21 protein-coding genes are annotated in these 25,466 nt (G+C 53.8%); 13 read left to right on the top strand and 8 right to left on the bottom strand.

Translation table 11 applies throughout. The features are described 5' to 3' along the window. Nucleotides 1-7: 7 nt before the first annotated feature. The 6 genes from ABGB15_RS18495 (at nucleotide 8) to foxA (ending at nucleotide 7,337) form a co-directional block, all read left to right on the top strand. Nucleotides 8-1,411 carry an MFS transporter gene (locus ABGB15_RS18495; RefSeq protein ID WP_215723029.1) on the top strand — a complete coding sequence of 468 codons (1,404 nt, stop codon included), beginning with the start codon at nucleotides 8-10 and terminating at the stop codon, nucleotides 1,409-1,411. Between the two features lie 192 nt (nucleotides 1,412-1,603). After that, nucleotides 1,604-2,206, top strand: coding sequence for an ATP-dependent Clp protease proteolytic subunit (locus ABGB15_RS18490; protein WP_152083304.1), 603 nt, complete (start codon nucleotides 1,604-1,606; stop codon nucleotides 2,204-2,206). Nucleotides 2,207-2,348: 142 nt separating this feature from the next. Then, entirely contained in the window at nucleotides 2,349-3,470 is a 1,122-nt protein-coding gene (locus ABGB15_RS18485; protein ID WP_215723030.1) for a cupin domain-containing protein, read from the top strand. A gap of 300 nt (nucleotides 3,471-3,770) precedes the next feature. Next, on the top strand, nucleotides 3,771-4,004 hold the full coding sequence (locus tag ABGB15_RS18480; RefSeq protein WP_152083306.1) for a DUF2171 domain-containing protein: 234 nt from the start codon (nucleotides 3,771-3,773) through the stop codon (nucleotides 4,002-4,004). 149 nt (nucleotides 4,005-4,153) lie between these two features. After that, the gene (locus ABGB15_RS18475) at nucleotides 4,154-5,107 is read left to right on the top strand and encodes an AraC family transcriptional regulator (protein ID WP_152083307.1); all 954 of its coding nucleotides are present in this window, start codon (nucleotides 4,154-4,156) and stop codon (nucleotides 5,105-5,107) included. A 121-nt stretch (nucleotides 5,108-5,228) separates the two neighbouring features. Beyond that, complete coding sequence (gene foxA, locus ABGB15_RS18470; RefSeq protein ID WP_215723031.1) at nucleotides 5,229-7,337, top strand: ferrioxamine B receptor FoxA; 2,109 nt, start codon at nucleotides 5,229-5,231, stop codon at nucleotides 7,335-7,337. An 82-nt stretch (nucleotides 7,338-7,419) separates the two neighbouring features. Here foxA and ABGB15_RS18465 read toward each other — a convergent pair whose 3' ends face one another. Continuing rightward, entirely contained in the window at nucleotides 7,420-8,817 is a 1,398-nt protein-coding gene (locus ABGB15_RS18465; RefSeq protein WP_215723032.1) for a PLP-dependent aminotransferase family protein, read from the bottom strand. A 102-nt stretch (nucleotides 8,818-8,919) separates the two neighbouring features. On the opposite strand from ABGB15_RS18465, the gene ABGB15_RS18460 reads away from it, so the two are divergent. Next, nucleotides 8,920-9,399 carry a carboxymuconolactone decarboxylase family protein gene (locus tag ABGB15_RS18460; protein ID WP_010427243.1) on the top strand — a complete coding sequence of 160 codons (480 nt, stop codon included), beginning with the start codon at nucleotides 8,920-8,922 and terminating at the stop codon, nucleotides 9,397-9,399. Nucleotides 9,400-9,433: 34 nt separating this feature from the next. On the opposite strand, the gene ABGB15_RS18455 is transcribed toward ABGB15_RS18460, so the two are convergent. Beyond that, nucleotides 9,434-13,399, bottom strand: a complete 3,966-nt coding sequence (locus ABGB15_RS18455; RefSeq protein ID WP_215723033.1) for an autotransporter outer membrane beta-barrel domain-containing protein — start codon at nucleotides 13,397-13,399, stop codon at nucleotides 9,434-9,436. A 339-nt stretch (nucleotides 13,400-13,738) separates the two neighbouring features. Here ABGB15_RS18455 and ABGB15_RS18450 point away from each other — a divergent pair, with 339 nt between their 5' ends. The 5 genes from ABGB15_RS18450 (at nucleotide 13,739) to ABGB15_RS18430 (ending at nucleotide 17,419) form a co-directional block, all read left to right on the top strand. After that, nucleotides 13,739-14,350, top strand: coding sequence for a helix-turn-helix transcriptional regulator (locus tag ABGB15_RS18450; protein WP_215723034.1), 612 nt, complete (start codon nucleotides 13,739-13,741; stop codon nucleotides 14,348-14,350). Between the two features lie 24 nt (nucleotides 14,351-14,374). Further along, a complete protein-coding gene (locus ABGB15_RS18445) occupies nucleotides 14,375-14,728 on the top strand; it encodes a hypothetical protein (RefSeq protein WP_152083312.1) in 354 nt (117 codons plus the stop codon). Nucleotides 14,729-14,818: 90 nt separating this feature from the next. Continuing rightward, on the top strand, nucleotides 14,819-15,289 hold the full coding sequence (locus tag ABGB15_RS18440; RefSeq protein WP_215723035.1) for a MarR family winged helix-turn-helix transcriptional regulator: 471 nt from the start codon (nucleotides 14,819-14,821) through the stop codon (nucleotides 15,287-15,289). Continuing rightward, the gene (locus ABGB15_RS18435) at nucleotides 15,286-16,353 is read left to right on the top strand and encodes an HlyD family secretion protein (protein ID WP_215723115.1); all 1,068 of its coding nucleotides are present in this window, start codon (nucleotides 15,286-15,288) and stop codon (nucleotides 16,351-16,353) included. Before ABGB15_RS18440 ends, ABGB15_RS18435 begins: the two co-directional genes overlap by 4 nt. Then, complete coding sequence (locus tag ABGB15_RS18430; protein ID WP_152083315.1) at nucleotides 16,343-17,419, top strand: DUF2955 domain-containing protein; 1,077 nt, start codon at nucleotides 16,343-16,345, stop codon at nucleotides 17,417-17,419. Before ABGB15_RS18435 ends, ABGB15_RS18430 begins: the two co-directional genes overlap by 11 nt. Here ABGB15_RS18430 and ABGB15_RS18425 read toward each other — a convergent pair. Next, nucleotides 17,416-18,687 carry a DUF445 domain-containing protein gene (locus ABGB15_RS18425; RefSeq protein ID WP_369064255.1) on the bottom strand — a complete coding sequence of 424 codons (1,272 nt, stop codon included), beginning with the start codon at nucleotides 18,685-18,687 and terminating at the stop codon, nucleotides 17,416-17,418. The two genes, ABGB15_RS18430 and ABGB15_RS18425, sit on opposite strands and share 4 nt — an antisense overlap. Nucleotides 18,688-18,849: 162 nt before the next feature. Here ABGB15_RS18425 and ABGB15_RS18420 point away from each other — a divergent pair, with 162 nt between their 5' ends. Next, the gene (locus ABGB15_RS18420; protein WP_215723037.1) at nucleotides 18,850-20,220 is read left to right on the top strand and encodes an NAD-dependent succinate-semialdehyde dehydrogenase; all 1,371 of its coding nucleotides are present in this window, start codon (nucleotides 18,850-18,852) and stop codon (nucleotides 20,218-20,220) included. A 48-nt stretch (nucleotides 20,221-20,268) separates the two neighbouring features. Here the strand turns inward: ABGB15_RS18420 and ABGB15_RS18415 are convergent, their stop codons facing one another. The 5 genes from ABGB15_RS18415 to ABGB15_RS18395 form a co-directional block, all read right to left on the bottom strand. Next, on the bottom strand, nucleotides 20,269-20,589 hold the full coding sequence (locus tag ABGB15_RS18415; protein WP_152083318.1) for a hypothetical protein: 321 nt from the start codon (nucleotides 20,587-20,589) through the stop codon (nucleotides 20,269-20,271). Continuing rightward, a complete protein-coding gene (locus ABGB15_RS18410; protein ID WP_215723038.1) occupies nucleotides 20,589-21,134 on the bottom strand; it encodes a YfaZ family outer membrane protein in 546 nt (181 codons plus the stop codon). Before ABGB15_RS18410 ends, ABGB15_RS18415 begins: the two co-directional genes overlap by 1 nt. Nucleotides 21,135-21,849: 715 nt before the next feature. Next, entirely contained in the window at nucleotides 21,850-22,803 is a 954-nt protein-coding gene (yjiA, locus tag ABGB15_RS18405) for a GTPase (RefSeq protein WP_215723039.1), read from the bottom strand. Between the two features lie 10 nt (nucleotides 22,804-22,813). Next, nucleotides 22,814-23,017 carry a YbdD/YjiX family protein gene (locus ABGB15_RS18400; protein ID WP_003856610.1) on the bottom strand — a complete coding sequence of 68 codons (204 nt, stop codon included), beginning with the start codon at nucleotides 23,015-23,017 and terminating at the stop codon, nucleotides 22,814-22,816. A gap of 96 nt (nucleotides 23,018-23,113) precedes the next feature. Then, nucleotides 23,114-25,267: a carbon starvation CstA family protein gene (locus ABGB15_RS18395; protein WP_215723040.1), complete on the bottom strand. Its 2,154-nt coding sequence runs from the start codon at nucleotides 25,265-25,267 to the stop codon at nucleotides 23,114-23,116. Between the last annotated feature and the right edge of the window lie 199 nt (nucleotides 25,268-25,466).

Raw genomic sequence — 25,466 nt, 5'->3', positions numbered from 1 at the left:
TATAACAATGGCAATGACAATGAAAATACCGTCTCGCGAGTTGTGGTCTTATTTTGGTTATGGGTTAGGTCAGTGTTTTAGCTTTGGTTTAGTGGGCTCGTTTATTAACTATTTTTACACCGATGTACTGGGGATCTCGGCGCTGGCAGCGAGCACCATCTTCCTGATTGCCCGCGCGTGGGATGCGGTTCACGATCCGCTGTTTGCCAGCATCATGGACACCATCAACAGCCGGTTCGGTAAGTTTCGCCACTTTTTGCTGATCGCGCCGCTGTTGATTACCGGCGTCACGCTGCTGGCGTTTTACAAAATCGAAGCGGACATGACCACCAAAATCCTCTACGCCGGGGTGACGTACATCCTGTGGGGGACGCTGTACGCCATCTCCGATATCCCGTTCTGGTCGATGTCGTCGGTGATGACCAACGACTCCGGCCAGCGCACCCGCGCGGTGACGGCGGCGATGCTGGGCGTCAACGCCGGGATCGCCTGCGCCAACATCTTCTTCCCGAAACTGGCGGCGTTTTTCACTCAGTACAGCAACGATAAAGGCTACTTTATGGCGGCACTGGTGATGATGCTGGTGGGCCTGCCGCTGATGCTTAATGGCTTTATGCAGATCAAAGAACGCGTCCCGCCGAGCCCGGAAAAGGTGACGATACGTGACACTTTCCACAACCTGCGTCAGAACAAGCCGCTGTTTATCGTCCTGCTGTCGTTCTTTTTCTGCGTGTTCCATAACGTCGCCAATGGCCTGTATATCTACTTCTTTATCAACAATATGGGCGACGGTAGCCTGCAGATGGCGATTGGTGTGATGGGGATTGTGGCGGCGGTGGTGTGCCTTATCGCCCCGATGCTGACGCGCAAGATGCAGAAACGAAAGCTGTTTATGATCCTTTGCGGGCTGGATATCGCGGTACGCGTGGTGATGTGGTTCGCGGGTTATCAGCACACGGCGCTGCTGTTTATTCTGCTTGGCCTCAGTACCCTGTTTGTGATGATGACCAACATTCTCACCTCGTCGATGATTGCCGACACCATCGAATACGCGGAGTACCACACCCACAAGCGCTGCGCGGCGATCACTTTCTCCGGCCAGACCTTTACCGGCAAGATGTCGGTGGCAGTAGGTGGCGGGTTAATCGGCGTGTTCCTGACGATGATTGGCTATGTGCCGCAGGCGCAAACCCAGAGCGACAGCGTGCTCGCGGGGCTGTTCTTCGGCATTTGCTTGCTGCCGGCGATTGGCTCGCTGATTCGGCTTGGGTTTATGTCGCGCTTTACCTTTACCGAGGAGAAGCATGCGGAGATTTGTCGGCTCCTGGCTGAGCGGAATGCGCCAGGTGGCGGCTACGCCTTACCCGGCCTACAAGACCCCGTGAATCCACAAATCGCACGAGACATGTAGGCCTGATAAGCGAAGCGCCGTCAGGCTTCGCTTTTAATCGTCTGCACCGACAAGCTCAATCCGTTTGCCGTCCGGGTCCAGAGCGCGACATGAGCAATATTCATAAACGCCCTCCTTGTTTGTGTCTGAGGACTTTCACGGGTAAAACAGGCTACACTCTGGTTTTGAGCGCGACATGCTGAGGACATAACAATGCACTACACACTGAAAGAAAGCGACAAGGATAAAACGGAAGGGTCAACCGGCGCGGGCGCGTTGCAGCAAAAACTGCTGGAGTCTCGTTCGATTGTGATCTCCGGTGAGATCAACCAGGAACTGGCGCAGAAAGTGATTACCCAGATGATCCTGCTGCAAAGCGTCAGCAACGATCCGATCAAGCTGTACATCAACAGCCAGGGCGGCCACGTGGAAGCGGGCGATACCATTCACGATTTCATCAAGTTCATTCGCCCGGACGTACACGTGATTGGCACCGGCTGGGTGGCGAGCGCGGGCATCACCATCTTCCTGGCAGCGAAAAAAGAGCACCGCTACTCTCTGCCAAACACCCGCTTTATGATCCACCAGCCGCTGGGCGGCGTGCGCGGTCAGGCAACGGATATCGAAATCGAAGCGCGTGAGATCATTCGCATGCTGGATCGCGTGAACAAGCTGATCGCTGACGCGACCGGTCAGCCGCTGGAGAAAGTGAAAAAAGACACCGACCGCAACTTCTGGATGTCACCTGCAGAAGCGCTGGACTACGGCATTGTGGGTAAGCTGATTACCCATTATGACGAGCTGAAGCTGGATTAAGTTTACCCGTCGTGTTTGTGTCGGGTGGCGGCTTCGCCTTACCCGACCTACATGCCACACGCGGTCGATTGACCCACGACAAGTTCCCTCTCAGCCTTCTTGCCTATAATCGCGCCTGTCTACCCTTTCACTGGTGCTAACCATGGCGTATCAACTGAACCTGAACTGGCCGGAATTTCTCGAAAAATACTGGCAAAAGCAACCCGTTGTGCTGAAAAATGCCTTCCCGAATTTTGTCGATCCGATCACGCCTGACGAGTTGGCTGGTCTGGCGATGGAGCCGGAAGTCGATAGCCGTCTGGTGAGCCACTCCAACGGCAAATGGCAGGCCAGCAATGGTCCGTTTGAGCACTTCGACGGTCTCGGCGAAACCGGCTGGTCGCTGCTGGCGCAGGCGGTGAACCACTGGCACATGCCGGCCGCTGAGCTGGTGCGTCCGTTCCGCGTTCTGCCGGACTGGCGTCTCGATGACCTGATGATCTCTTTCTCGGTCCCTGGCGGCGGCGTGGGTCCACATATCGACCAGTACGATGTGTTTATCATTCAGGGAATGGGAAGCCGCCGCTGGCGCGTGGGCGACAAACTGCCGATGCGTCAGTTCTGCCCGCATCCGGCGCTGCTGCATGTTGATCCGTTTGAACCCATTATCGACGAAGATCTTGCGCCGGGAGATATTCTCTACATTCCACCAGGATTCCCGCACGACGGCTTTACCCATGAAACCGCGCTCAACTACTCCGTTGGTTTCCGCGGGCCAAACGGACGCGATTTGATCAGCAGCTTTGCTGATTACGCGCTGGAGAACGATCTGGGCGGGGAACATTACAGCGATCCGGATCTGACCTGTCGCGAACATCCTGGCCGCGTGGAGCAGTACGAACTCGATCGTATTCGTCAGATGATGATCGACATGATCAGCAAGCCTGATGATTTCACCCGATGGTTTGGCAGCTTTGTTTCCACGCCGCGCCATGAGCTGGATATTGCCGCCGCCGAGCCGCCTTATGCGCCGGAAGAGGTGCTGGATGCACTGCAGGGCGGCGAAACCCTGACCCGCCTGAGTGGACTGCGCGTGCTGAACATTGACGGTCATTTCTTTATCAACAGCGAACTGCTGGAGACAGCAGATGCGAAGGCAGCGGATGCGCTGTGCCGTTATACCGAACTGGGCCAGGCTGAACTAGGGGATGCCCTGAATAATCCGGCCTTTGTTGAGGAGCTGACCGGGCTGATTAACCAGGGCTACTGGTTCTTCGACGAGTAACGCGTTGCGGCGTTTAGTAAGAACTAAGCGCCGCCTCTGCTATCGCTTCACAAATTTCAGTACGATTATTGTGGTTCATTATAAAAGCTCTCCGTTAGTTAATTTAATCATGCCAGGTAAATTATCAGATAATAATTTATCTGATACTTATTTTTTGACGTGAGGGCTTCGCGCCTGAATAGTCGCAATATTATATTCTGTCAATGATGTTTCAAAATGCTAATACGGCTTCATCGTCGTGATTTATACGCTACAGTTAATTTCGTGCAACAGCCATATAACCGAAACAGGAGAATAGACATGGTAGATAAAAGCGAAATTAAGGATCACACTCAGGTTGTAGCCAGCTGCGGAACGCACGTCGGCGTTGTTGACCACCTGGATGGCGAGCGTATTAAACTTGCGAAAAGCGATCCGGAATCTGGCGGGAAACACCATTATATTCCTCTCGGCTGGGTCGACAAAGTGGATGATAATAAAGTCATCCTGACCAAAAACCACAAAGAGGTTTTTGCTGAGTGGCAGGAAGCATAAATATATTTCAGATAGCGAAATATATTTCGAGGCTCCGGTTTTACGCCGGAGCTTTTAGCGTATTAAACATGGCTGGCCGCAACCAGATTGCCGTCGCGTTAAATGAGTGATACTGTCTGCTCTCTATTACACGATGCAGGCACCGCGTTATGCTCCAGAATGAAAATACGTCAACGAAACGCGTTTTCTTTGTTGAGGATTTTCATGTCTTTGGCGAGCGTTACGGCATCGACTATCGTTTTCCACAGCTGAAAGATAACGCAGCGACGGGTAGCCCGGTTCTGCACGGCGACGTGGAAGAGATGACACTCTCGTCAGGTATTTCACTTACCCACTCGGATGTTCGGGTTTTACAACCCTATGAAACCACCTCTCGCCACAGCAGCCCGCTCTATATGCTGGTGGTGCTGGAAGGGTGCGTCACGCTCACGCTGAATGGCAATGAGTATGTGGTGCGCTCCGGTATGGCGTTCAGTTCCCGGCTTAGTGAGGAACAGGTGATGAGCGCGCGCCACACGGCAGACAGCACGCTGAAAACCCTCTCGTTTGGCGTGTATCCCCATGATGTCAGGCGTGAGAACCTGCTGGAAACGTTGCTCGTGGAGTGGCAAAGCCTGAATGCGCCCACGTTCGTCTGGCAGGTGCCAGGGTTTGTGCTGTCAGGCATTCAGCATGCGCAACAGCAGGGCCTGAGCGTGCTTTCCCGCAAGCTGCTGCTGGAAGGGTTGATGTATCAACTGCTTGGCCACGGCCTGAATCAGCGCCAGCAACATTGCCCGTGTCGGCCTGAGCATGCGCGTCTGGAGCGCGTGCGGAGCATGCTGGAACAGTCACCGGAGCAGGACTACACTCTCGCTCAGCTCGCGGCGCTGACCGCAATGAGCCAGAGCAGCCTGCGCAGCAAGTTCCGCCAGCGCTACGGCACCACGCTGTTTGACTACCTGCGCGACTGCCGTCTTGCACTGGCTCGACGCTATCTCCTGGAAGGCTATAGCGTGCAGCAGGCGGCATGGATGTGCGGTTATCAGCACGCTACCAACTTTTCCACTGCATTCCGTCGTCGCTACGGTGTTTCACCGGGCGACGTGCGAAAACATCGCTAACGCATTTTTCTCTCCCGCGCGAACGCGATCCGTGCGGTTTGGCATCGCGCATACGTAACCTGGCAGCGCGCATAGCCGTTTGCGTTCTCAAAAAGGTAATAATTCTTATTAACAATTAGAAATGCCTTTGGAGAGGACCATGTTTGCTAAGTCGCGTCTGGCACTGCTGGTGGGATGGATTACCGGTAGCGTCGCTTTTCCTTTACTGGCGCAGGATGCCCAAAAAACTGAAACCGTGGTGGTTACGTCGCAGATGCAGTCTGGTGCCACCAAACTTGAAACCCCGGATATCGAGACGCCCCAGTCGGTGTCTATTGTTACCCGCGAGCAGTTCGAAGAGCAGGGCGCAACCAGCGTGCGCCAGGCCGTGAGCTATACGCCCGGCGTTTACAGCAACCAGATCGGGGCTTCAAACCGTTTCGACTACATTGTCTTGCGCGGCTTCTCAGATGGCAGCCTGGATAACGTCTACCTCGACGGCCTGAAAATGATGGGTGACACCAACTCCCACAGCTCGCTGGTGGTGGACCCGTGGTTCCTTGACAATATTGAAGTGGTACGCGGTCCGGCCTCTGTACTGTATGGCCGTTCATCGCCGGGCGGCATTGTCGCGCTGACCTCGCGTAAGCCCTCCTTCGATCCGGGCGGGGAGATCAAGCTGTTCGCCGGGAATAACGATCAGCGCGGCGCTATGTTCGACGTCACTGGCCCGCTCGACGATAACGACCGCGTGGCGGTGCGCCTCAGCGGCATGACCCGCTACGCCGATTCCCAGTTCGACCCGCTGAAAGAGGAGCGTTATGCGCTGATGCCGAGCTTGACCTGGCGCATCACCGATAACACACGTCTGGATCTGATGGCTTATCTGCACCGCGATCCGGAAGGCGGTAGCCACTCCGGGCTGCCATATGACGGCACCGTTGTTCCGCACTACGGCAAGAAGATCTCCAACACCTTCTTTGAGGGTGAGGACGATTACGACAAATACGATCGTCGTGAAAACATGGTTGGCTACAACATCGAGCATATGTTTGATAGCGGCTGGTCGGTGCGCCAGAAGCTGCGTTACCTGCATACTAAAGTGGAACTGAACCAGGTGTATGCCGCAGGCTGGCTGAACGAAACCGAGCTGAACCGCGGCTATTCTGGCTCCGACGAGAAGATGAATGCCATCACCCTGGATAACCAGGTGGACGGCAGTTTTGATACCTGGGCGGTGAACCATCGCGTGCTGATCGGGATGGATTATCAGGATCGCAGCAACAATGTGACCGGCTATTACGGCGGATTCCCGCCTATCGACGCGTTCCACCCGGTTTACGGCGCGAAGCCGGACTACATCACTCAGTACAGCAAGGAAAAGCACAAGCTACGCCAGACGGGCTACTACCTGCAGGATCAGATGTCCTTTGACCGCTGGCGTCTGACGCTCGGCGGCCGTTACGATCAGGTGAGCGTGTCGAATGTCGACAATTTCAACCATACCCGCAGCGATCTGGACAAAAACAACTTCAGCAGCCGCGCGGCGTTGCTGTATCTGTTTGATAACGGCGTCGCGCCGTATGTCAGCTACTCCACCGCGTTTACGCCGACCAGCTTTGCCGATGAACAGGGCAACATCCTCGACCCGATGAAAGGCAAGCAGTGGGAAGCCGGGGTGAAGTATGAGCCGGAAGGGATGAACAGCCAGTTCAGCGCCTCGGTGTTCCGCATCAACCAGAAGAATATCGCCACCAAAGAGGAGCCGACCGATCCGTACCGCTCTATCGGGGAAATCGAGTCTGAAGGCGTCGAACTGGAGGCGATTGGTCAGTTGACCGACAGTCTGCGCCTGCAGGCGGCGTATACCTACACCGATATCCGCTATAAGAAGAGCAGCCCGGAAGAGGAGGGTAAGCGCGCCGTTTATGCCCCGCGTAATATGGCCAGCGCCTGGCTGAGCTATGACGTCAAAACGGGCCCGCTGGATGGCCTGACCGTTGGCTCCGGCGTGCGTTACGTGAACGGTGTCACCAGCGATCGCCAGAACACCCATACGCTGCCGTCTTATACGCTGGTGGATATGGTGGTGGGGTATGATCTGTCGAACGTCGGGCTGAAGGGCGTGAGCGCGCAGTTGAACGTCAATAACCTGACGGATAAAAGCTACGTGGCGGCGTGTAACTCGCTCTCTTACTGCTACTTTGGTGCGGAGCGCAGCATTGTCGGCAGCGTGTCGTGGACGTTCTGAGCAGGTAATATTGCCCGGTGGCGCTACGCCTACCGGGCCTACAGGAGCAAGCAGGCCAGCCGCCTGCAAAATATTGGGCAGCTCACTGATTTCGGAGTAGAAGTTCCAGCGTCTGCTGTTTCGGTCTTTCCAGTAGCGCGATCGCCTCCTGATACGTTCGCACGTTGTTATAGCCCATCACCAGCCCGTAGCGTTTTCCTGTTCCGCGATACCACTCCGAGAGCGCATTCACCTGCAACTGTTGCGCTTGCCAGCAGCGCGCGATCTCACTGTCGCCGCTCCCTTTCGCCAGGAACGCCACGATGTGCATTCCGCCGTCGTTTTGCTCGGTGAAAAACAGATCGCCATACACCTCACGCAGGGCGGCAATCATCCAGTCGCGGCGGGTCTGGTACAGCGCACGCATCTTCTTCAGATGACGGAAAAAATGCCCTTCGTTGAGAAACGCGGTGAGGATCTTTTGCGTCAGCACCGGCTGGCCGCTGGCGACGATATCGGCGCAGTCGGTAAATGCTTCCACCGTGCTGGCGGGCATCACCACGTAGCCCATCCGTAGCGACGGCATAATAGTTTTGCTGAAGGTGCCCATAAAGATCACCCGGTCGTGCTGGTCGAGGCTTTTCAGCGACGGCAGGACCTTGCGGGTGTAGTGAAATTCCCCGTCGTAATCGTCCTCAATGATCCATGCCTCGTTTTGTGAGGCCCAGTCGAGCAGTTGCTGTTTGCGCGGCAGTGAGAGCGTCACCGCCAGCGGGCTCTGGTGCGACGGCGTGACGATAGCGAAGCGGGCATCACGATGATTACGCAGCAGATAGTCCGTATCCATACCTGAACGATCGACCGGCACGGTGTGCAGTCGCGGCACGATCCGCTTGAGTAACTGCTGGCCCATAAAATAGCCTGGGTCTTCAAACAGCACTTTGTCGCTGCGGCTGGCAAGGGTATCGAGGATCAGACGCAGGCTGCCGCTGTAGCCGCTGGTGATCAGCACCTGTTCGGGCGTGCAGGACAATCCGCGTGAGATATTGAGGTAGCTGGCGATGGCCTGGCGCAGGGGATACCAGCCCAGTACCGGCGGGTTGAGCATCTCCTCCTGGCGCATCGAACGTGTCGCCTGGCCTGACAGCAGCAGCCATTTTTTGTAGGGAAAGCTGTCGAGAGCCGGTATGCCAGGCCGTAAAAAACCGGCGCGTTCGCGCTGGGTGATAAGCGATTCCGGCAGCGTACCGGTGGTCTGTTCTGCGGGGGTGTGGTGATCAGGCAGTAATAAATCCGGGTTCACCCGCGTGCCGCGCGCGCCCTGGCTCACCAGATACCCCTCGCCCGTCAGGATGGCGTAGGCCGTTTCGACGGTTTTGCGTGCCACCTTCAGCTCTTCGGCCAGCACGCGGATGGCCGGCACTTTGTCGCCAGGCTTCAGCACACCGCGCGTGATGTTATCGCGATAGCGCGAATAGATTTCGTGATAGCCCGGCTTCATGTCCTACCTCATTTCACGCATTTTGTATCTTTTTACTATGTCATGAACGGCGTAGATTTGCCTCATCGCATGACATCTGCCGCACAAAAAAGAGGAAAGACAATGAGCACTCGCGTAAACCATCATAAAGCCACGCCGGCCCTCGCCAACGCGCTGTCCGCCCTGAGCATGGAAGTGGCGAAAACTTCCATCGACCCGGCGCTGAAGCACCTGATCGACATTCGTGTTTCACAGCTGAACGGCTGTACCTTCTGCCTGGATATGCATTCGAAAGAGGCCAAAATTGCCGGGGAGCGCGAGCTGCGTCTGTACCACCTGGCGGCCTGGCGCGAGTCCCCGCTGTTTAGCGCCCGTGAAAAAGCGGCGCTGGCATTTACTGAAGCGCTGACGCAGATTGGCGTTCACGGAGTGAGCGATGCATTGTACCGCAGCGTGGCGGAGCATTTCTCGGACGTGGAGATTTCAGAGCTGAACTTCGCCATCGTGGCAATCAACGCCTGGAACCGTCTGGGTATCACGTCCCGCATGGAGCCCGGCTCGCTGGATGCGGCTTACGGGTTGAATAAAGCTAACCTGGAATAATGCCGCATGCCCGCAGGCATGCGGCAGATGATAATCAGAAAGCGAGCTTATAGGTTGCGCTGACAATCTGATCGGTATCATGACTGGAGGCGTTAATATTGTAACCTACCCCGAAAGTCATGTTTCCTTTCTGGAACTTCAAGCCTGCCTGCCCGTTAAAGGTTGTGTCGTCAATGATTTCAGCGGAAAGCGCGTCGCTGCTGCGAATGCCAACGGTATGGAGAGTGCTTTTCGCATCCCGATCGCCCGTGACGGCGGTAACCCCAACGCCTGCCTGCGAGCTAAGATTCCAGCCGGAATCCAGCGCGAACGTTTTGTTGATGTTTACCCCGACCGGGAACTGCCAGATATTCTGGGTGCCTTTGTCGGTATGAAAAACGTTTTCACCGCCTTTGTTTTTAGTGTCAAAGGACTGTGTAACCAGCTGGTTATAGCGTACTGCGGCATAGGGAATGAGATCGACGACGTGAGTCTCAATCAGATATTCGCCCCGCAATCCAGCGCTGAACAGACGGGAATCCACACTGGCGTTCAGCTTACTGCCTGCGTTCATCCAGCCAGGCTGTTTCTGATAGAGATCATTATTGCTCTCCGTCAGGCTGACATCACCGGTGACGCTAAGCTGGTTGTGACGCCAGTTCTGGTAAAGCGAAATCCCCCAGAAGCTGAAATCATTATGCGTTGAGTTGAAATCCCCGCGCGAGTTGCTGTCGCCATTCCCGGCATGGAAGGCAGCGCCGCTACGCATGTTGCCCAGCGAGGTTTCGTACTCTTTATCCGCGCCCAGCATCAGCCCGTAAAAATCACTGTCAAGGCCGTAACGCATCGATCCGGCACTCAGATCGCGGCTGCGCTGGTTACCGTAGAGGGTCTGAACCCATACGCTGGCGTCAGACTCAGGAGCTTGTAAACCACGGCTGGTCACTGAGTTTCGGTCGATAATGGCGTTAACCGCAGACGCGCCTGCCGCCAGAGTGTTGCTTTGTACGCCGCCTGCGAAAGCTATTTGTGCGGCGCTGTTGACGGTTTTCACCACCTGATCCACGCTTGCTTGTGGCGTGTCGATGGCGACAGAAAGGAAGCGCTGTCCCGCATGCTGAGCGGTTCTGGAGTTTTCTCCACTATTGATCAGCGTATCCAGGGCGTGGGCAGTGACCACGCCAGGCAGCACGTCCTGAGCCGCTCTGGCACGAGTCGTCACTGTCACCTCACCGTTATTTTCCCCGGTGCGGGCAATCAGTAATTTATTCAACAAAAGGTTGTCTTTCTGCCAGCCATCACCGTTAAGTTGCACATCGCTAAAGCCCTTAGCAACAACGTAGGTCTGGTTAGCTTTGGCATTCGCAACGTAAAGCGCTGCGGAATCCGCGACGGTTAACGTCCCGTCAACGGCGGAAAGCGCGGCTTTGCCACCGGTTGTGTCTTGTGCGTCAACCATCAGCAGAGAATGGTCCGCGAACCCGGCTTTATTGTATTCCGCATCATACATCCCGGTGCTACCCGTGAGCGCGCCGTCAACGCGCAAACCGCCCTGGTTTGCCGTGAGCGTCTGTGGTGCCTGGATTGCCAGCGCAGCGGTGATACCCTGTGGACCCCACTTCAACTGGCTGTCGGCAAACGCTGCTTCTGCCGCAGTGGTCGAGGTATCGCCCAGCACCAGCAACGCGTTTTGGCCTACAGTAATGCGACCATTGATTTCCGTGCCGCCGCTGGCGACTCTTGATGCGTCTGCCAGCGTGCCGCCATCTGACCATGCCGGGTCGATAAACATTCTTGCGCCCTGGAGATCCAGCGCATTCGCGATCAGCGTGCCTGCGGCGTCGGCTTTGCCAACCCTAATCTGTGCATCCTGGCTGGCAGAAAGCTGGCTTGCCTGCAGTGAACCATTGACGACAAGCTGGGCATTGTTTTGCAGATTTATATCCGCGTGCAATGTTGCAGCAGGATCGATATTAACCAGGCCGCTGCTGGTAATGCCTGCGCCATGGGAAATTATCGTATGATCGCCTGCCAGAATATTCATCGTGCCCTTTTCGGCAACATTCACGCTGCCGGTAAGCTGGCTGGTAATATTGTCGATAGCAGATGAACCGATAGAAAAAGTGCCCTGGGTGACGGTGACATTCACTTCCGCATCGGGCGCATTCACGACATCGAACAACGCGCCACCGGCAGCGCCGGTCAGCGTCAGCGCCTGATTACCGACGATTTCAATTGACGGTGCATCGTTGCCCTCAAAGCGTAATTGCGCCGCACCAAAGCCATTGCTTACGGCAATGCGATCGTCCGTAACGCTGTTTTCAGCGCCAATCGTCAGTTTATTTTTGCTGGAGGTGACCTGCGTGTTTGCCAGTACAGCCTTCGTTGTGGCCGCGTCGATGACGCTGGCCGTACCTGCTGCATTTTGCGGGTCGCGGATCACGCCCAGCATCACCAGGCTGTTGCCCTGGGTGAGATCCAGCATGTTATTGACCGCCTGAACGTATTCAAGCTGGTAGTCAGCATCGGTTAATACCAGGGTACTGTCTTTAAATGTGATACGCGCCCCGGTGTCGGTATATCCGCCAGGCAATGCAGCAGATGCGGATGCTTTAAATAACCGATCCGATTGTGTCTGCAACTGGCTGTGGTTGGTTAACGCCAGCGATGCTCCCTCTTTCAGAGACAACGTATTCGCGATAATTTTTGTCGCATCAAAAGCCAGCTTGCCACTGCTGAGCTGGATCGGTGCGGTAAGGGTCTCACCTTTGACTGTCAGCTGTTGGCCGACATTATCGTTGGTGAAGCCACCAGCAATCGCCACGTTGCCAGCAATGTTCAGATCACTGAATTTACTGAACTGTGTACCGTTAAACTGCGATTTCCCCGCCAGATGAAGCGTGCTGTTCTGCCCGTTGCCGTAAAGATGACCTTGCACGTCACTGTTATTTAGCCATATTTCAGAGCGGTCTGCCGTGCTGGTATCCAGACGAATATCTCCTGAAACCGTGCTGTCGTCCAGTTTAAGGGTGGCCGTGTCGCCGTTGATATCGATGCTGCCGTTGAGTACGGAACGAGTGATCTCCATCGCCGTCTGCGCTGCCTGGTTGGCAATAATATTGCCGTTAATCGTACTGTTATTTACAGAGAGGCTATTGGTTCCCCCTGCGCTGGTTATTGCCAGCGACCCGGTGAGTTCGCTGTCGACAAGAGAGATCGTATTGGTTTTGCCTGCATGCGCGGTATTGTTTATTTCAATGGCGTTTTCCGTGGGAAGAAGCGCATGAGTAGTATCGATCTTACTGTTAAGCACATTGATCGTGTTGTCATTGCTGGCGTTGTACAACAACACGCTACCTGCCTCTATGACGCTGTCCTGAAGGGTTATATCATGTGTTCCTGCCCCTCCGGCCAATATACGACCATGAACAGAACTGCCGTTGGTAATATCAATGTCGGTGTTACCGTTATCGCCCGGAGAAAGATAGATAGCATTACCCCTGGCATAATTTTTACTGAAGTTGCCCGCGGCGTTTTTATCCTTCTGATCGTAATTGATGTCGGCATCTGCACCGTTTAGCGTTGCGTTGTCGACACTAATTTGCGTATGGGTTAAGGCACCCCCCGCTTCGATCCAGTCGACGGAAGCCTTGTTTGCCAGCAGAATATGCGCAGTGCCAGCCTTACTGGCGTTGATATAATAACCGTTAAGGTTTGCACCATCGACCAGCAGTTGCTGTATATCAGATTCATTACGCGCTGAGGTTCCACTGGCAAAGTAGATATTTTGCGCTTTCGCTGTGCCATTAATTGCGGTTTCCTGGGTGGGGCTGGTGAAATACCATGCCGTAGGCACCGGGCTGAACGGTGAAGTCATCTGGTATTCTTTTAAGCCACAGACGCCATCTGCAGAAAATACCGTACAGCTGTTGGCAAATGCGGGTACAGAAATGATAACGCTGCTACCTACAATCACGCTGATGCGTGTTGCAAGTTGGGTCAGTTGAAATACATTTTTCATCTTTACCTTCCCTCTGTTGTTTTTATGGCTTTAGTCCGAACAGATACCAAAAAGCCCAAAATTGATTCATCCCTTGTTACATTTAGCAGCATATCAAAACGAAACCGCGTCATTATTCAGATTGATCTTTCTGAACCTGGATAATTCGCAAACGAAGATGTATCTGCATGTTATTACAGTTTTTTTAAGAAAATATTTGTTTGGACTTGTGAAGAGGCGCACGTTTTGCCTCATTCTGATTAAGAATATTCTTATAATTCGCGGGAAAAGTGGGAATTGAAATTTTAAACATTACCAGTGATGATTAACGCTATCCACAGAGATGGTAAGGCTTAAGCAATGATTATTGTATTGACATCCTGTAGATATTTTAGACAGGGATTTAATGTCCTCATAGAGGAATTTCTTTCAGAAACTCCCGCATTTAAAAATGTCCTTTATGTTGATGACTTAAAAAAAGTAAGCAAAGAACATTTATTAAAAGCCAAAGCAATAGTAGTGGATTATGGTCAGTCTGATACTAACGCATTGAATGCGTTGATGGAAATCAAAAATAAATATGAGCATAGCTACATAATTTTTATTACCCGTGATGCCTGTTTTGAAAGCACAATTGAAAATATTCTCATCAACACGATTGCGGATTTCACCGTAGATTGTAAAAGTTGTGTGCGAAAATTGAGCGCCTGTCTGGCACATTTTGCTGAGGCGGAGCAGCAAGTTACTATCATTAAAAATACCCGGTGGTATCATCTCGAAAAAGAAAAAGATTTAACGAAGATGGAGAGTATTTTACTTCCCTATATCGTCTCTGGAAAAAAGAATAAAGAAATATCACGTTATCTTAACTTAACAGGGAAAACGGTCAGTCATCACCGCAGAAATATTTATCGTAAGTTTTCTGTTACAAATTTGATAGGACTGTATAAGAAATTTGATCACAACGTGTGATGCAGCAAAGGACGAGGTAATTAAGTGGATAACATGATTGCTGTTCAAAAAAAACTGGAAGAATCGTTATTGATTCTGGCTGAAGAGGGAAGGAGTAAAGAAAAGCAGCTTCGTGTCTACCAGGAATGTTTTAGTCAAATTACCGTGGATAGAATCCCCAGGGTAATGCGTAAAGATTACTATTCAATTTTAACCTTACTTCATGATTTACATGTGGGGCAGGAGAGTGCCCATTTTCAGCCATTATCACCTGAAAAGGCGTATATTCGTTCAGTCGGTACTGAACTTCCCGCCGCCATTATTTTGCTTTATAAGCACCTCACCGAATGGATTGCAGTTGAAAATTATCTGGTGAGCCAACGGTATTTTTTAAATTAAACTTTCACAATTCCTGCTCTTTCACCTCTCGTTTCTTGATACTTACCCTGATAACCATTATCTTGAGTGTGTGATACGAGAGGATTTCCCATGAGTGAAGACGATCTGTTTAGCCGCAGGCCGATGGGCATGCGGATGGCGATGGTCGTGCGCCAGTGGCGCGCGGTGATTGATGATGCCATTCTCGATACCGGGTTAACCCAGTCGAGCTGGACGGTGATGATGCAGCTTCAGCAACTGGGGGATAACGTCTCGGTGAGTGAACTGGCGGAGGTGCAGGGTATCGAACTGCCGCCGCTGATGCGCACACTGACACAGCTGGAAAAGCAGGGCTACCTGCTGCGCACCGTGTCCCCTTATGACAAGCGCATCCGGCTGCTTACCCTGACGCCTGAAGGCAACGCCGTGCTGAAAACGCTCACCCGCGTGATTGAGACGTTTCAGGCTCGCGTATCGCAAAACATCGCGCCGGAACATATTGAGATTTTCAGCGCTACCCTGAATCAAATCGCCTGCAATTTGCGGACAATCCGCGAAGAAGATAATAAGACCGAAAAATAATGACGCCTGAACAAAAGTTTGCCCGCTGGGTAAGGGTCAGTATTGCCTCTTTCCTGCTGATGTTTGTCTACTTTATCGTCGCGGATATCTGGATACCGCTGACGCCGGACTCCACCGTGATGCGCGTGGTGACGCCGGTTTCCGCGCGCGTTTCTGGCTATGTGGCGGCCGTCCATGTGCATAACAACAGCCAGGTGAAGAAGGGCGATCTGCTGTTTGAGCTGGATGACACGCCGTTTCGTAATAAGGTTGAAGCCGCTCAAATCGCGCTTGAGCAGGCTCGCCTCGCCAACGATCAGCTGGACGCGCAGATCGCCTCTGCACAGGCCAGCCTGAAAACCGCCGTGCTGACGGCGCGTAACGACAAAGTGACTTTTGATCGCTACCAGAAGCTGAGCACCCTGCAGAATGTCTCGCAGGCGGATCTGGATAAAGTCCGTACCACCTGGCAGAGCAGCGAGCAGTCCGTCAGCGCATTACAGGCGAACATTCATAACCTGCGCATTCAGCGCGGTGAGCGGGATGAACACCGCAACGTGACGCTGCAAAAATACCGTAATGCGCTGGATGAAGCGGAACTGAATCTTGGCTGGACGAAAGTTTACGCCGAAGCGGATGGTACGGTGAGTAACCTGCAGTTAAGCCCTGGGTTTTATGCCTCGTCCGGCTCGGCCGCGCTGGCGCTGGTGAATAACCAGACCGATATTGTGGCCGATTTCCGCGAAAAAAGCCTGCGCCATACGCACCAGGGCACCGATGCCGCCGTGGTATTTGATGCCTTTCCGGGACGTGTGTTCCGCGCCCACGTGACCAGCAGCGATGCCGGTATCCTCGCAGGGCAGGAGGCGGTGAATGGCGAACTGTCTGAGCCTGAAACCTCCAACCGTTGGGTGCGTGATGCCCAGCGTATGCGCATCCATGTTGCGCTGGATGAGGCGCTGCCGAAACATCTGCCGACCGGCGCGCGGGCCACCGTGCAGCTCTACAACAGCGAAGGACCGTTTGCGCGCTTCTTCTCCGGGATGCAGATCCATCTGGTGAGCCTGCTTCACTATGTCTATTAGCACTCTGGCGCGGGTATTTACTCCGCACGGTAACATTGTCTATACGGCAAACGACTTTCGCCAGACCCTGCGCATCGTCTTTGCCGGGATGATTGCGCTCAGTATCTCCAGTTTCTACAACACCAGCTATGGCGTATTTTTTGTGGTCTACCCGATCATGCTGCTGTCGCTGGTGCCGGTCTTTAACCGCCACGTGGCGAAGCAGTTTATCTTCAGCGCCTCGCTCAACTGCGTTGAAATGGTGATTATCATTGGCTATCTGTCGCAATGGCCGGCGATCATGACGCTGGTGGTATTTGCCCTGTACGTGATGCGTTTTCGTTTTATGAGCAAGGGGCCGCTGTTTCTGTTCGGCTCAATGGGGGTAGTGTGCCAGAGTGTGATGCTCAACTTTATGAGCTATCCCACCACCGACTGGCACACGCTTCTGTTCTCTAACATCGAAGCGAGCGTGATGGCGGTGTGCCTGAGCGCGTTGATGAACTACCTGCTGCCGGACGTTGAGCCACGCAAGCCGCCACCTTTGATAGAAAAAGACGACGCGCGCGTGCGGCATGAGTCGCTGCTCTCCGGTACCGTTGCAACGATGATTTTCGTCGTTTTCCAGATCGGTGATTTAAGCGATTCGCTCTCGGCGCTGATGGCGGGGATTTTGATCCTGTTTCCGATGCACTATCGCGGCTCGGTGATGAGCTCGATCTGGCGCGTGGTCGGCGTGGTGCTGGGTTGTCTCTATATTCTGGTGGTGCAACTTATTCTCTACGATCACAGCAGCCATATGCTGTTGATGATGCCGCTTATCGGTCTTGGGCTGGCGTTTGGCGCACGGCTGCATGTGATGGAGAAGGTTGGTGCGGGCGTCGGGTTTGCCAGTATCACCACCATCGGCATTATGTTCGGGCAGAACATGCACCCGGACACTGACCTGGTGTTCAGCGATCTTTATCGTATTACCTCCGTCACCGTTGCACTGGTGACGACGCTCACCCTCGTGTTTCTGGTGCACCTGATCCTCAACCGCTTTGCGGCGACGCGCTATGTGATCGCGCCGCCAGAAGAGGATTAAAGCGCTAGCACGGCGGGCAACTGGGACAAGAGAAAGAGGATCAGGCCAATCGTTCCGCCAACCAGCGTGCCGTTGACGCGAATAAACTGCAGATCTTTACCGATGTTCAGCTCAATCTGGCGCGACATATCTTTCGCGTCCCAGCTTTTTACCGTGTCGCTGATGTGGCGGGTTAAAAACGCGGCGAAGTCCGGGGCCACACGGTGCGCCGCCTGCTCAAGATGCTCGTTGAGTGATGCACGCAGGCTGGCATCGGCCGTCAGGGTTTCCCCGAACCACAGCCCGGCATTCGCAATACGCTGTTTCACGCGGGAATCGTCGCTCTGCATATCCGTCTTCAGCCACTGGCGCAGATCGGCCCACATCTCACCCAGATAGCGGTTAAACGCCTCGTCGTTCTTCAGGTAGTGTTTGATGTTCTCGGCTTTTTCCGCCATTTCCGGATCGTTTTTCAGGTTGTCGATAAGTTTCAGCGTGGCGCGGTCAAACGCCTGGCGGATCTGATGCGTGCGGTCATGGCTGATGTCGTCCAGCAGGGTATTCACCGCGTTCGACACCATCTCGGCGCTCTGATCGCCCAGCCATTCCGTTGGCAGCACCATCGCCTTGCGTGGGTGTTCGGTCTTAAGCCAGTGGACTATTTGCGCAGCAATAAAATCTCGTGTGCTTTCCCGCTGAATCAACGTGATCAGGCGGTTAATGATCGCATCCAGCAGCACCTGGTGGCGGTTGTTTTTGGTCATGCTCTCCAGCATCACCGCACTGGTTTCGGTGAAATCGACCTTATCAATCGCCTTATGTACCGCCCGTTTGAGCAGGCGCTGAATGCGTCCGTCGTCGGTGAGTTCCAGAAAACCGCTCATCACCTGAATCAGATGCTGCCCGACCCGGCTGGCGTTGTCGGGCTTACTGAACCAGGTGCCAATCATTTGTGCCGGTTCATAGCGGCGGATTAGCGCCACCAGTGATTGTGTATCAAGAAACTTCTCCTGCACAAACTGACCGAGATTGTCGCCGATGCGGTCTTTATTACGCGGGATAATCGCCGTATGACGCGAGATAAAGGGTATCGGCACCCGGCGGAACAGCGCGACCACCGCAAACCAGTCCGCCAGCGCACCGACCATCGCCGCCTCAGCAATGGCCTTCACGCCGCGCACCCAGAAGGTCTGAGGCAGGAAGAGGGTAGTGATAAACGCCGCAGCAGCAATCAGCAGCAGTGACAGCGCCAGCAGCTTGGCGCGTTTGAGTTCAGCTAATTTTTCCATGGGTTAAGGATAGAGGGAAGCGGGGGGAAAGTGCAAAAATCGCCACATCACCGCAGCACTAGGGCTTTACTCAGAACCTTCCGTATATACCCAACTTTACGCCCGTACCCAGTCATATTGACTACCCTTAATACCCTAAGCGGTAATTAATGGAGATTCGATATGGCTTACCAGACAGTAAATCCTGCTACTAACCAGCTCATCAAAGAATATCCCTCCCACACCGACGCGGATGTCGACAAGGCGCTGAAAACGGCCGATGCGCTCTACCACTCCGACTGGGCGAAAGGCGATATCGACCAGCGTTTGCCGGTGCTGCACAAACTTGCTGATCTGATTGAGGCGCGCGTTGAGGATCTGGCCAAAATTGCCAGTCAGGAGATGGGTAAGCTCATCGAACAGAGTCGCGACGAGGTGAAACTGTGCGCGCAAATCGCCCGCTATTACGCCGACAACGCGAAACAGTTTCTGGCACCGGTAAAATATAAAACCGACTTCGGCGACGCGTGGGTCGAGCATCATCCCATCGGGGTACTGATGGCTGTTGAGCCGTGGAACTTCCCTTACTACCAGCTGATGCGCGTCCTGGCTCCTAACCTGGCGGCGGGGAACCCGGTGATCGCCAAACATGCGAGCATCGTGCCGCACTGTGCTGAGACGTTTGCGCATCTGGTACGTGAAGCCGGTGCGCCGGAAGGGGCGTGGACCAACCTGTTTATCTCTTCAGATCAGGTGGCGAGCATTATTGCGGACCCGCGTGTGCAGGGCGCAGCGTTAACTGGCTCTGAAAAAGCCGGTAGCGTGGTTGCGGCGCAGGCGGCGAAACATATCAAAAAATCGACCCTGGAACTGGGCGGTAATGATGTATTCGTGGTGCTCGACGACGCAGATCTCGACAACGCGGTGAAAACTGGCGTAAACGCGCGTCTCGCCAACGCCGGGCAGGTTTGTACTGCAGCAAAGCGCTTTATTCTGCATGAAAAAATCGCTGACCTGTTCCTGGCCAAATTCACCGAGGCGTTTAAGCAGGTGAAGGTTGGCGATCCGCTGGATGAAAGCACCACGCTGGGGCCGTTGTCATCCAAAGATGCGCTTGAGACGCTGACTAAGCAGGTCAACGAGGCGGTGAAAAACGGTGCAAAACTGCACTATGGCGGTAAGTCGGTACAGCGTGAGGGTAGCTTCTTTGAACCGACAATCCTGACCAATATCTCACGCGAGAATCCGGCGTACTTTGAAGAGTTCTTCGGCCCGGTCGCGCAGATTTACGTGGTGAAAAGTGACGATGAAGCGGTCGCGCTGGCGAACGATTCCCACTACGGGTTGGGTGGGGCGGTGTTCAGCCAGGATATTGAACGCGCGAAGAAAATGGCTTCACGAATTGAGACCGGGATGGTCTATATCAACTGGCTTACTGATACTGCGGCAGAGCTACCGTTTGGTGGCGTGAAGCGTTCCGGCTACGGGCGTGAGCTATCGGACCTGGGGATCAAAGAGTTTGTGAACCAGAAGCTGGTGGTGGTACGTCAGTAAATGCGGTAATAAAAAACCTGCCTTCTGGCAGGTTTTTTTATGGGGGCGTTATTTTACTTCGATCTTGTCCCAGCCACTTTTGAACATGCAGCTGTCTACTAACGTATCCCTGCGATATTCATTAGCGTCTTCAACCGTATAGCTCGTGGAAATATCCTTTTTCTTGTGCTTTTTGTCCGTTTTTTCCGAGCTTGAACCGGTGACGACATTGTCCGGAGGCAGATCGATCAGTGCCTGCGCTTCGCATTCCGTGAGCTTTTTATTCATCTCAACATCACTCACCCCAGGTTTGACCCATTTATACTGGACGCAACCGGTCAGAAGTAACGTAGCGCTGAGAAGACAAAGCGCGGCGATGCGGTGTTTCATCAGAAGGTCACTCCGCCGCCTACGTATGCGCCGTCAATCAGGGTGTGGTTTGGACGACCGTCTTTGCCGTCAACACTCACGTGGCGATAGCCTACTTTCAGAGTGACAGGTTTCACTGGCGTCCAGCTTACACCGCCGTTGGCTTCAACGTAGTTTTTCACGCTGTTGTTCAGGCCATCTGGTGCCACATAGCCTTCACCATATACGTGAATGCTGTTGGTCAGGGCAACGTTCACACCGCCACCGACCGGGAATGCGACGCCGTTATCGCCTTTTTTCGGGCCGATGTAGATAGCTTTCGCACCCGCGTTCAGCATCACCGGGCCGAGTTCCAGGTTATAACCCGCGCCAACACCGCCAGTCTGGGTGCCGTCATCGGTATTTTTGAGCCAGTTACTGTCTACATAAATACCGGATGAGGATTTCCCCATTTCCAGATTTAAATTGGTAAAGTTTTTACCCTGCTCAATGCTGCCGCCCATTGCCAGTGCGGAACCTGATACGGCCGTCAGAGCAGAAAGGAGAAGGATGTTCAGTTTTTTCATGTTTTATGCCTCATCATCAAATTAATCTGAGGCCACCTTAACAAGCGATGTTTATGACTGCAAATGTGATGGGGGACGCAGTTTTATGCTGTTTTTGTTAATTATTTTGCTTTTGAATGTTATGGGGTGGTTGATTTTTCATGACGTCAATGCGTAATGTTTTTACGTTTAGAATGAGTTTAATTTTTTCTCTAAACAGAGGCTGAATGGGGGCGAAATAATGATTTGAAGTGAAACAATTAAGGTTCTAATAATTTCCAAAAAATATTTCAAATGTCATAAATTAAAACGTAAATTTACATTTTGGGGCGTGTTTTGACCACTGGAACAAAGGTTTTACTAAGGTCAGATTGACCGTCTGCGTTTATAACCTCTTTTCTACTAAAAAAGTAGCCAAAATCGTTATTTTTCTTATGTTATTTTTAATGTTGTCTCAGCCATTTTGTTATGGCTTATTCCTGGCATTCAGCGATAAAGCAAAAGGATACAGAATTTTTACGCTTTCTGGTGCCTTAATCACTTCAATATTTTTATTTGTTCTGATTCCATCTCTGCTTGGCAGTGGGGCTTATTATGTTCTAAATTCGGCTATAAATAGCGAATGGTGATGACTATTACGTCATTGAGTCTTTACCCACTAATAATATACCTAAGTGGTTGAGATAAATTTCTTTGAGCCTACAGGTAAGCGTAGGCTCAATGCTTTAGCGTCTCGTTATTTCCTCAACCCCGCAAACGCCGCCCGAATCTCATCTTCCGGCAGTTCTAATCCTATAAACACCATCACGCTTCGCGGCTGTTCATCGCCCCACGGCCTGTCCCAGTCGGCGCTATACAAACGCTGTACGCCCTGGAACAGCAGGCGGTTCGGCTCGCCGTCAATCCACAGCATTCCTTTATAACGCAGCAGCTTATCGGCAAACGACAGCAGCAGGTTCTCCATCACGCGGGAGACCTCGCTGATATCCACCGGATAATCCAGCTCGACCACGATAGAGGAGACGTCGTTTTGCTTATCGGCCATAAAGTGGAAGCGCGGTTTTGAGGTAATGTTCTCTTCCAACATAAAACCGTTGGTATTGAACAGTTGGGAAAGGTCGATGTTACCGTGCGTCACGGTATAAATCGGTGCGCGTGAGTTAATGCGGGTCAGGCGCTCGCGCAGTTTTTCGCTATCGCCCGCCACGTCGGTTTTGGTCAGCAGGATGCGGTCGGAGTAACCCACCTGAGACTGAGCAATGGTGAACTTATTCATCTGTTCGTCGGCGTGAACCGCATCGACCAGGGCAATGACGCCGTCCAGCAGGTAGCGCTGGCAAAGAATATCGTGGGAGAAAAAGGTCTGAATAATTGGCCCTGGGTCGGCCATGCCGGTGCATTCAATCACCAGGCGGTCGAAGTCGATCTCCCCGCGATCGCGGCTGTCGAGCAGATCCAGCAGGGCATCTTCCAGTTCGTTGGAGCGGGTGCAGCAGATGCAGCCGTTGGTCAGCGTTTTGATCTGCGTGGCGCGGTCGCCAATCAGCTGATCGTCAACCGAGACTTCGCCGAACTCGTTTTCGATTACGGCAATTTTAAAGCCGTGTTGTTCGTTCAGAATATGGCGCAGCAGGGTGGTTTTCCCTGCGCCGAGAAAACCGGTCAGCAGGGTGACGGCAATCGGGGTCATGGTTTCTCCTTTAGCAGCAGCGGACGCCGCCTTCTCCACTTCCGCCGTAGCGCGCTTCCTGACGCTCGCGGAAGAATTCGGTATAGGTCATGTACGGTTTATCCGGATGGTTGGTCTTCATATGCTCAACGTAGTTGTCATAGTCCGGAATGCCAATCAGCATTTTCGCCGCCTGACCGAGGTATTTTTTCGCTTCGCCTAAGTTACCAAACATAACATGTCCTGATAAGAAAAAGCCCGGTGACGCGCAGCGATCCGGGCCTACAGTACCTGTGTAGGGCGGGTCAGCGTAGCGCCACCCGCCATTTTTTTAGTGGTGTGAAGAGGTCTTCACGCCGCCTTCCGGCACGGGCACATACGGGGTTTCTTTATCCGTGCGGCCGTCAGCGTTACGCACTTTCAACCAGGTTTTGATGCCGTAGAAGATGATGCTGTACACCACTACCAGGAACAGAATGCTCAGACCTGCGTTGGTGTAGTTGTTCACCACGATGTGGTTCATGTTGGCAATCTGCTGCGCGGTCAGGTCTGTGCCGCCTGCGGCAATCTTCTCTTTGTACTGGTTAGCCATGAAGAAGAAGCCTTCCAGCTGTGGGTTAGCGCTGAACAGTTTCAGGCCAAGCGCCCAGGTGGTGCAGAGCAGCAGCCACAGTGCAGGTACCACGGTCACCCAGATGTATTGGGTGCGCTTCATCTTCACGAGGACGACAGTGCCGAGTACCAGGGCAACGGCGGCCAGCATCTGGTTAGAGATACCGAACAGCGGCCACAGGCTCTTCACGCCGCCGAGCGGGTCGACAACGCCCTGATACAGCAGGTAACCCCACAGACCTACGCAACCCGCCGTACCGAGAATACCCGCCACCAGAGAGTCGGTTTTCTTCAGGAACGGCACGAAGTTACCGAGCAGGTCCTGCAGCATAAAGCGGCCCGCACGAGTACCGGCATCCAGTGCGGTGAGGATGAACAGCGCTTCAAACAGAATACCGAAGTGATACCAGAAGCCCATGTCCGCCCACGGCAGCACTTTGTGGAACACGTGTGCGATACCGACAGCCAGCGTCGGTGCGCCACCTGCGCGGTTCAGTACGGACGGTTCGCCAATGTCTTTCGCGGTCTGCATGATCTGCTCAGGCGAAATCACGAAGCCCCAGGAACTGACGGTCGCCGCAGCGTGTGCGCTCGCGTCTTTCAGTTGCGCCATAATCAGCGCCGCGTTGTCGCCACCCATCTCATGCAGGTTTGGCATGGTAATGCCGAGGCCAGCCGGAGGCGTGTTCATCGCAAAGTAGAGGCCCGGTTCGATAATGGAGGCTGCAACCAGCGCCATGATCGCCACGAAGGACTCCATCAGCATGGCACCGTAGCCGATCAGGCGTGCGTCTTTCTCGTTCGCCAGCAGCTTAGGTGTGGTACCGGAGGCAATCAGGGCGTGGAAACCAGAGACCGCACCACAGGCGATGGTGATGAACAGGAACGGGAACAGCGCGCCTTTCCACAGTGGGCCAGTACCATCGATGTACTGAGTCACTGCTGGCATTTTCAGATCCGGGTTGATCACCAGGATACCGATCGCCAGACCGACGATAACGCCGATTTTCAGGAAGGTTGCCAGGTAGTCACGCGGTGCCAGAATCAGCCATACCGGCAGAAGGGCAGAGATGAACGCGTAACCGATCAGCGCGAAGGTGATGGTGGTGTCCTTGAAGGTCAGCGCCGGGCCCCAGTACGGGTCGTGCGCAATCACACCGCCGAAGTAGATTGAGGCAACCAGCAGCACGATACCGATGACCGACACTTCACCCACGCGTCCCGGACGGATAAAGCGCATGTAGATACCCATGAACAGCGCAATCGGAACGGTAGAGCAAACGGTAAACACGCCCCACGGACTTTCAGCCAGCGCTTTCACGACGATCAGCGCCAGCACCGCGAGGATGATGATCATGATCAGGAAGCAGCCGAACAGCGCGATAGTCCCCGGCACGCGGCCCATCTCTTCTTTCACCATCTCACCCAGAGAGGCACCGTTACGACGGGAAGAGATAAACAGCACCATAAAGTCCTGTACCGCGCCCGCCAACACCACGCCAGCGAGCAGCCAGAGCGTACCCGGCAGGTAGCCCATCTGTGCGGCCAGTACCGGGCCGACCAGCGGGCCCGCGCCTGCAATGGCAGCAAAGTGGTGACCAAACAGCACGTAGCGGTTGGTTGGCACGTAGTTCAGGCCGTCGTTGTTAATGACCGCCGGAGTGGCGCGCGTCGGGTCGAGCTTCATGACCTTCTGCGCGATGTACAAGCTGTAGTAGCGATAAGCCACAAGGTAGACGGAAACCGACGCGACCACGATCCACAGGGCGCTTACGTGTTCGCCCCGGCGTAATGCGACAACCGCCAGACAGAAAGCGCCGAGGATCCCGAGTAAGGCCCAGGGCACGTGCTTCAGTAGTTTTTTCGTATCCATAGTAAGACCTGGTTTTTTATGTAAAGAAAAAAGGGTCAGGGTTCGTTGTGAGGAGGTATTGATTAATGCTGGAGCGATCTTGCCAGATCCGTGCGCGTGTAAAGGACGGTAAATGCGTGAGTGGTTGAAAGTGCCAGGTGAGCGGTCAAAAAGGAGGGCGAGTGGTTAAGGCTCGCCGCCAGCCGCTGAAATTATGTGA

Source organism: Enterobacter sp. MALB-1 (assembly GCF_041021625.1).
GTDB classification, from domain to species: domain Bacteria; phylum Pseudomonadota; class Gammaproteobacteria; order Enterobacterales; family Enterobacteriaceae; genus Enterobacter; species Enterobacter oligotrophicus.
Note: the sequence above shows the minus strand (reverse complement) of the source record. Positions and strands in the feature narration are given on the sequence as shown.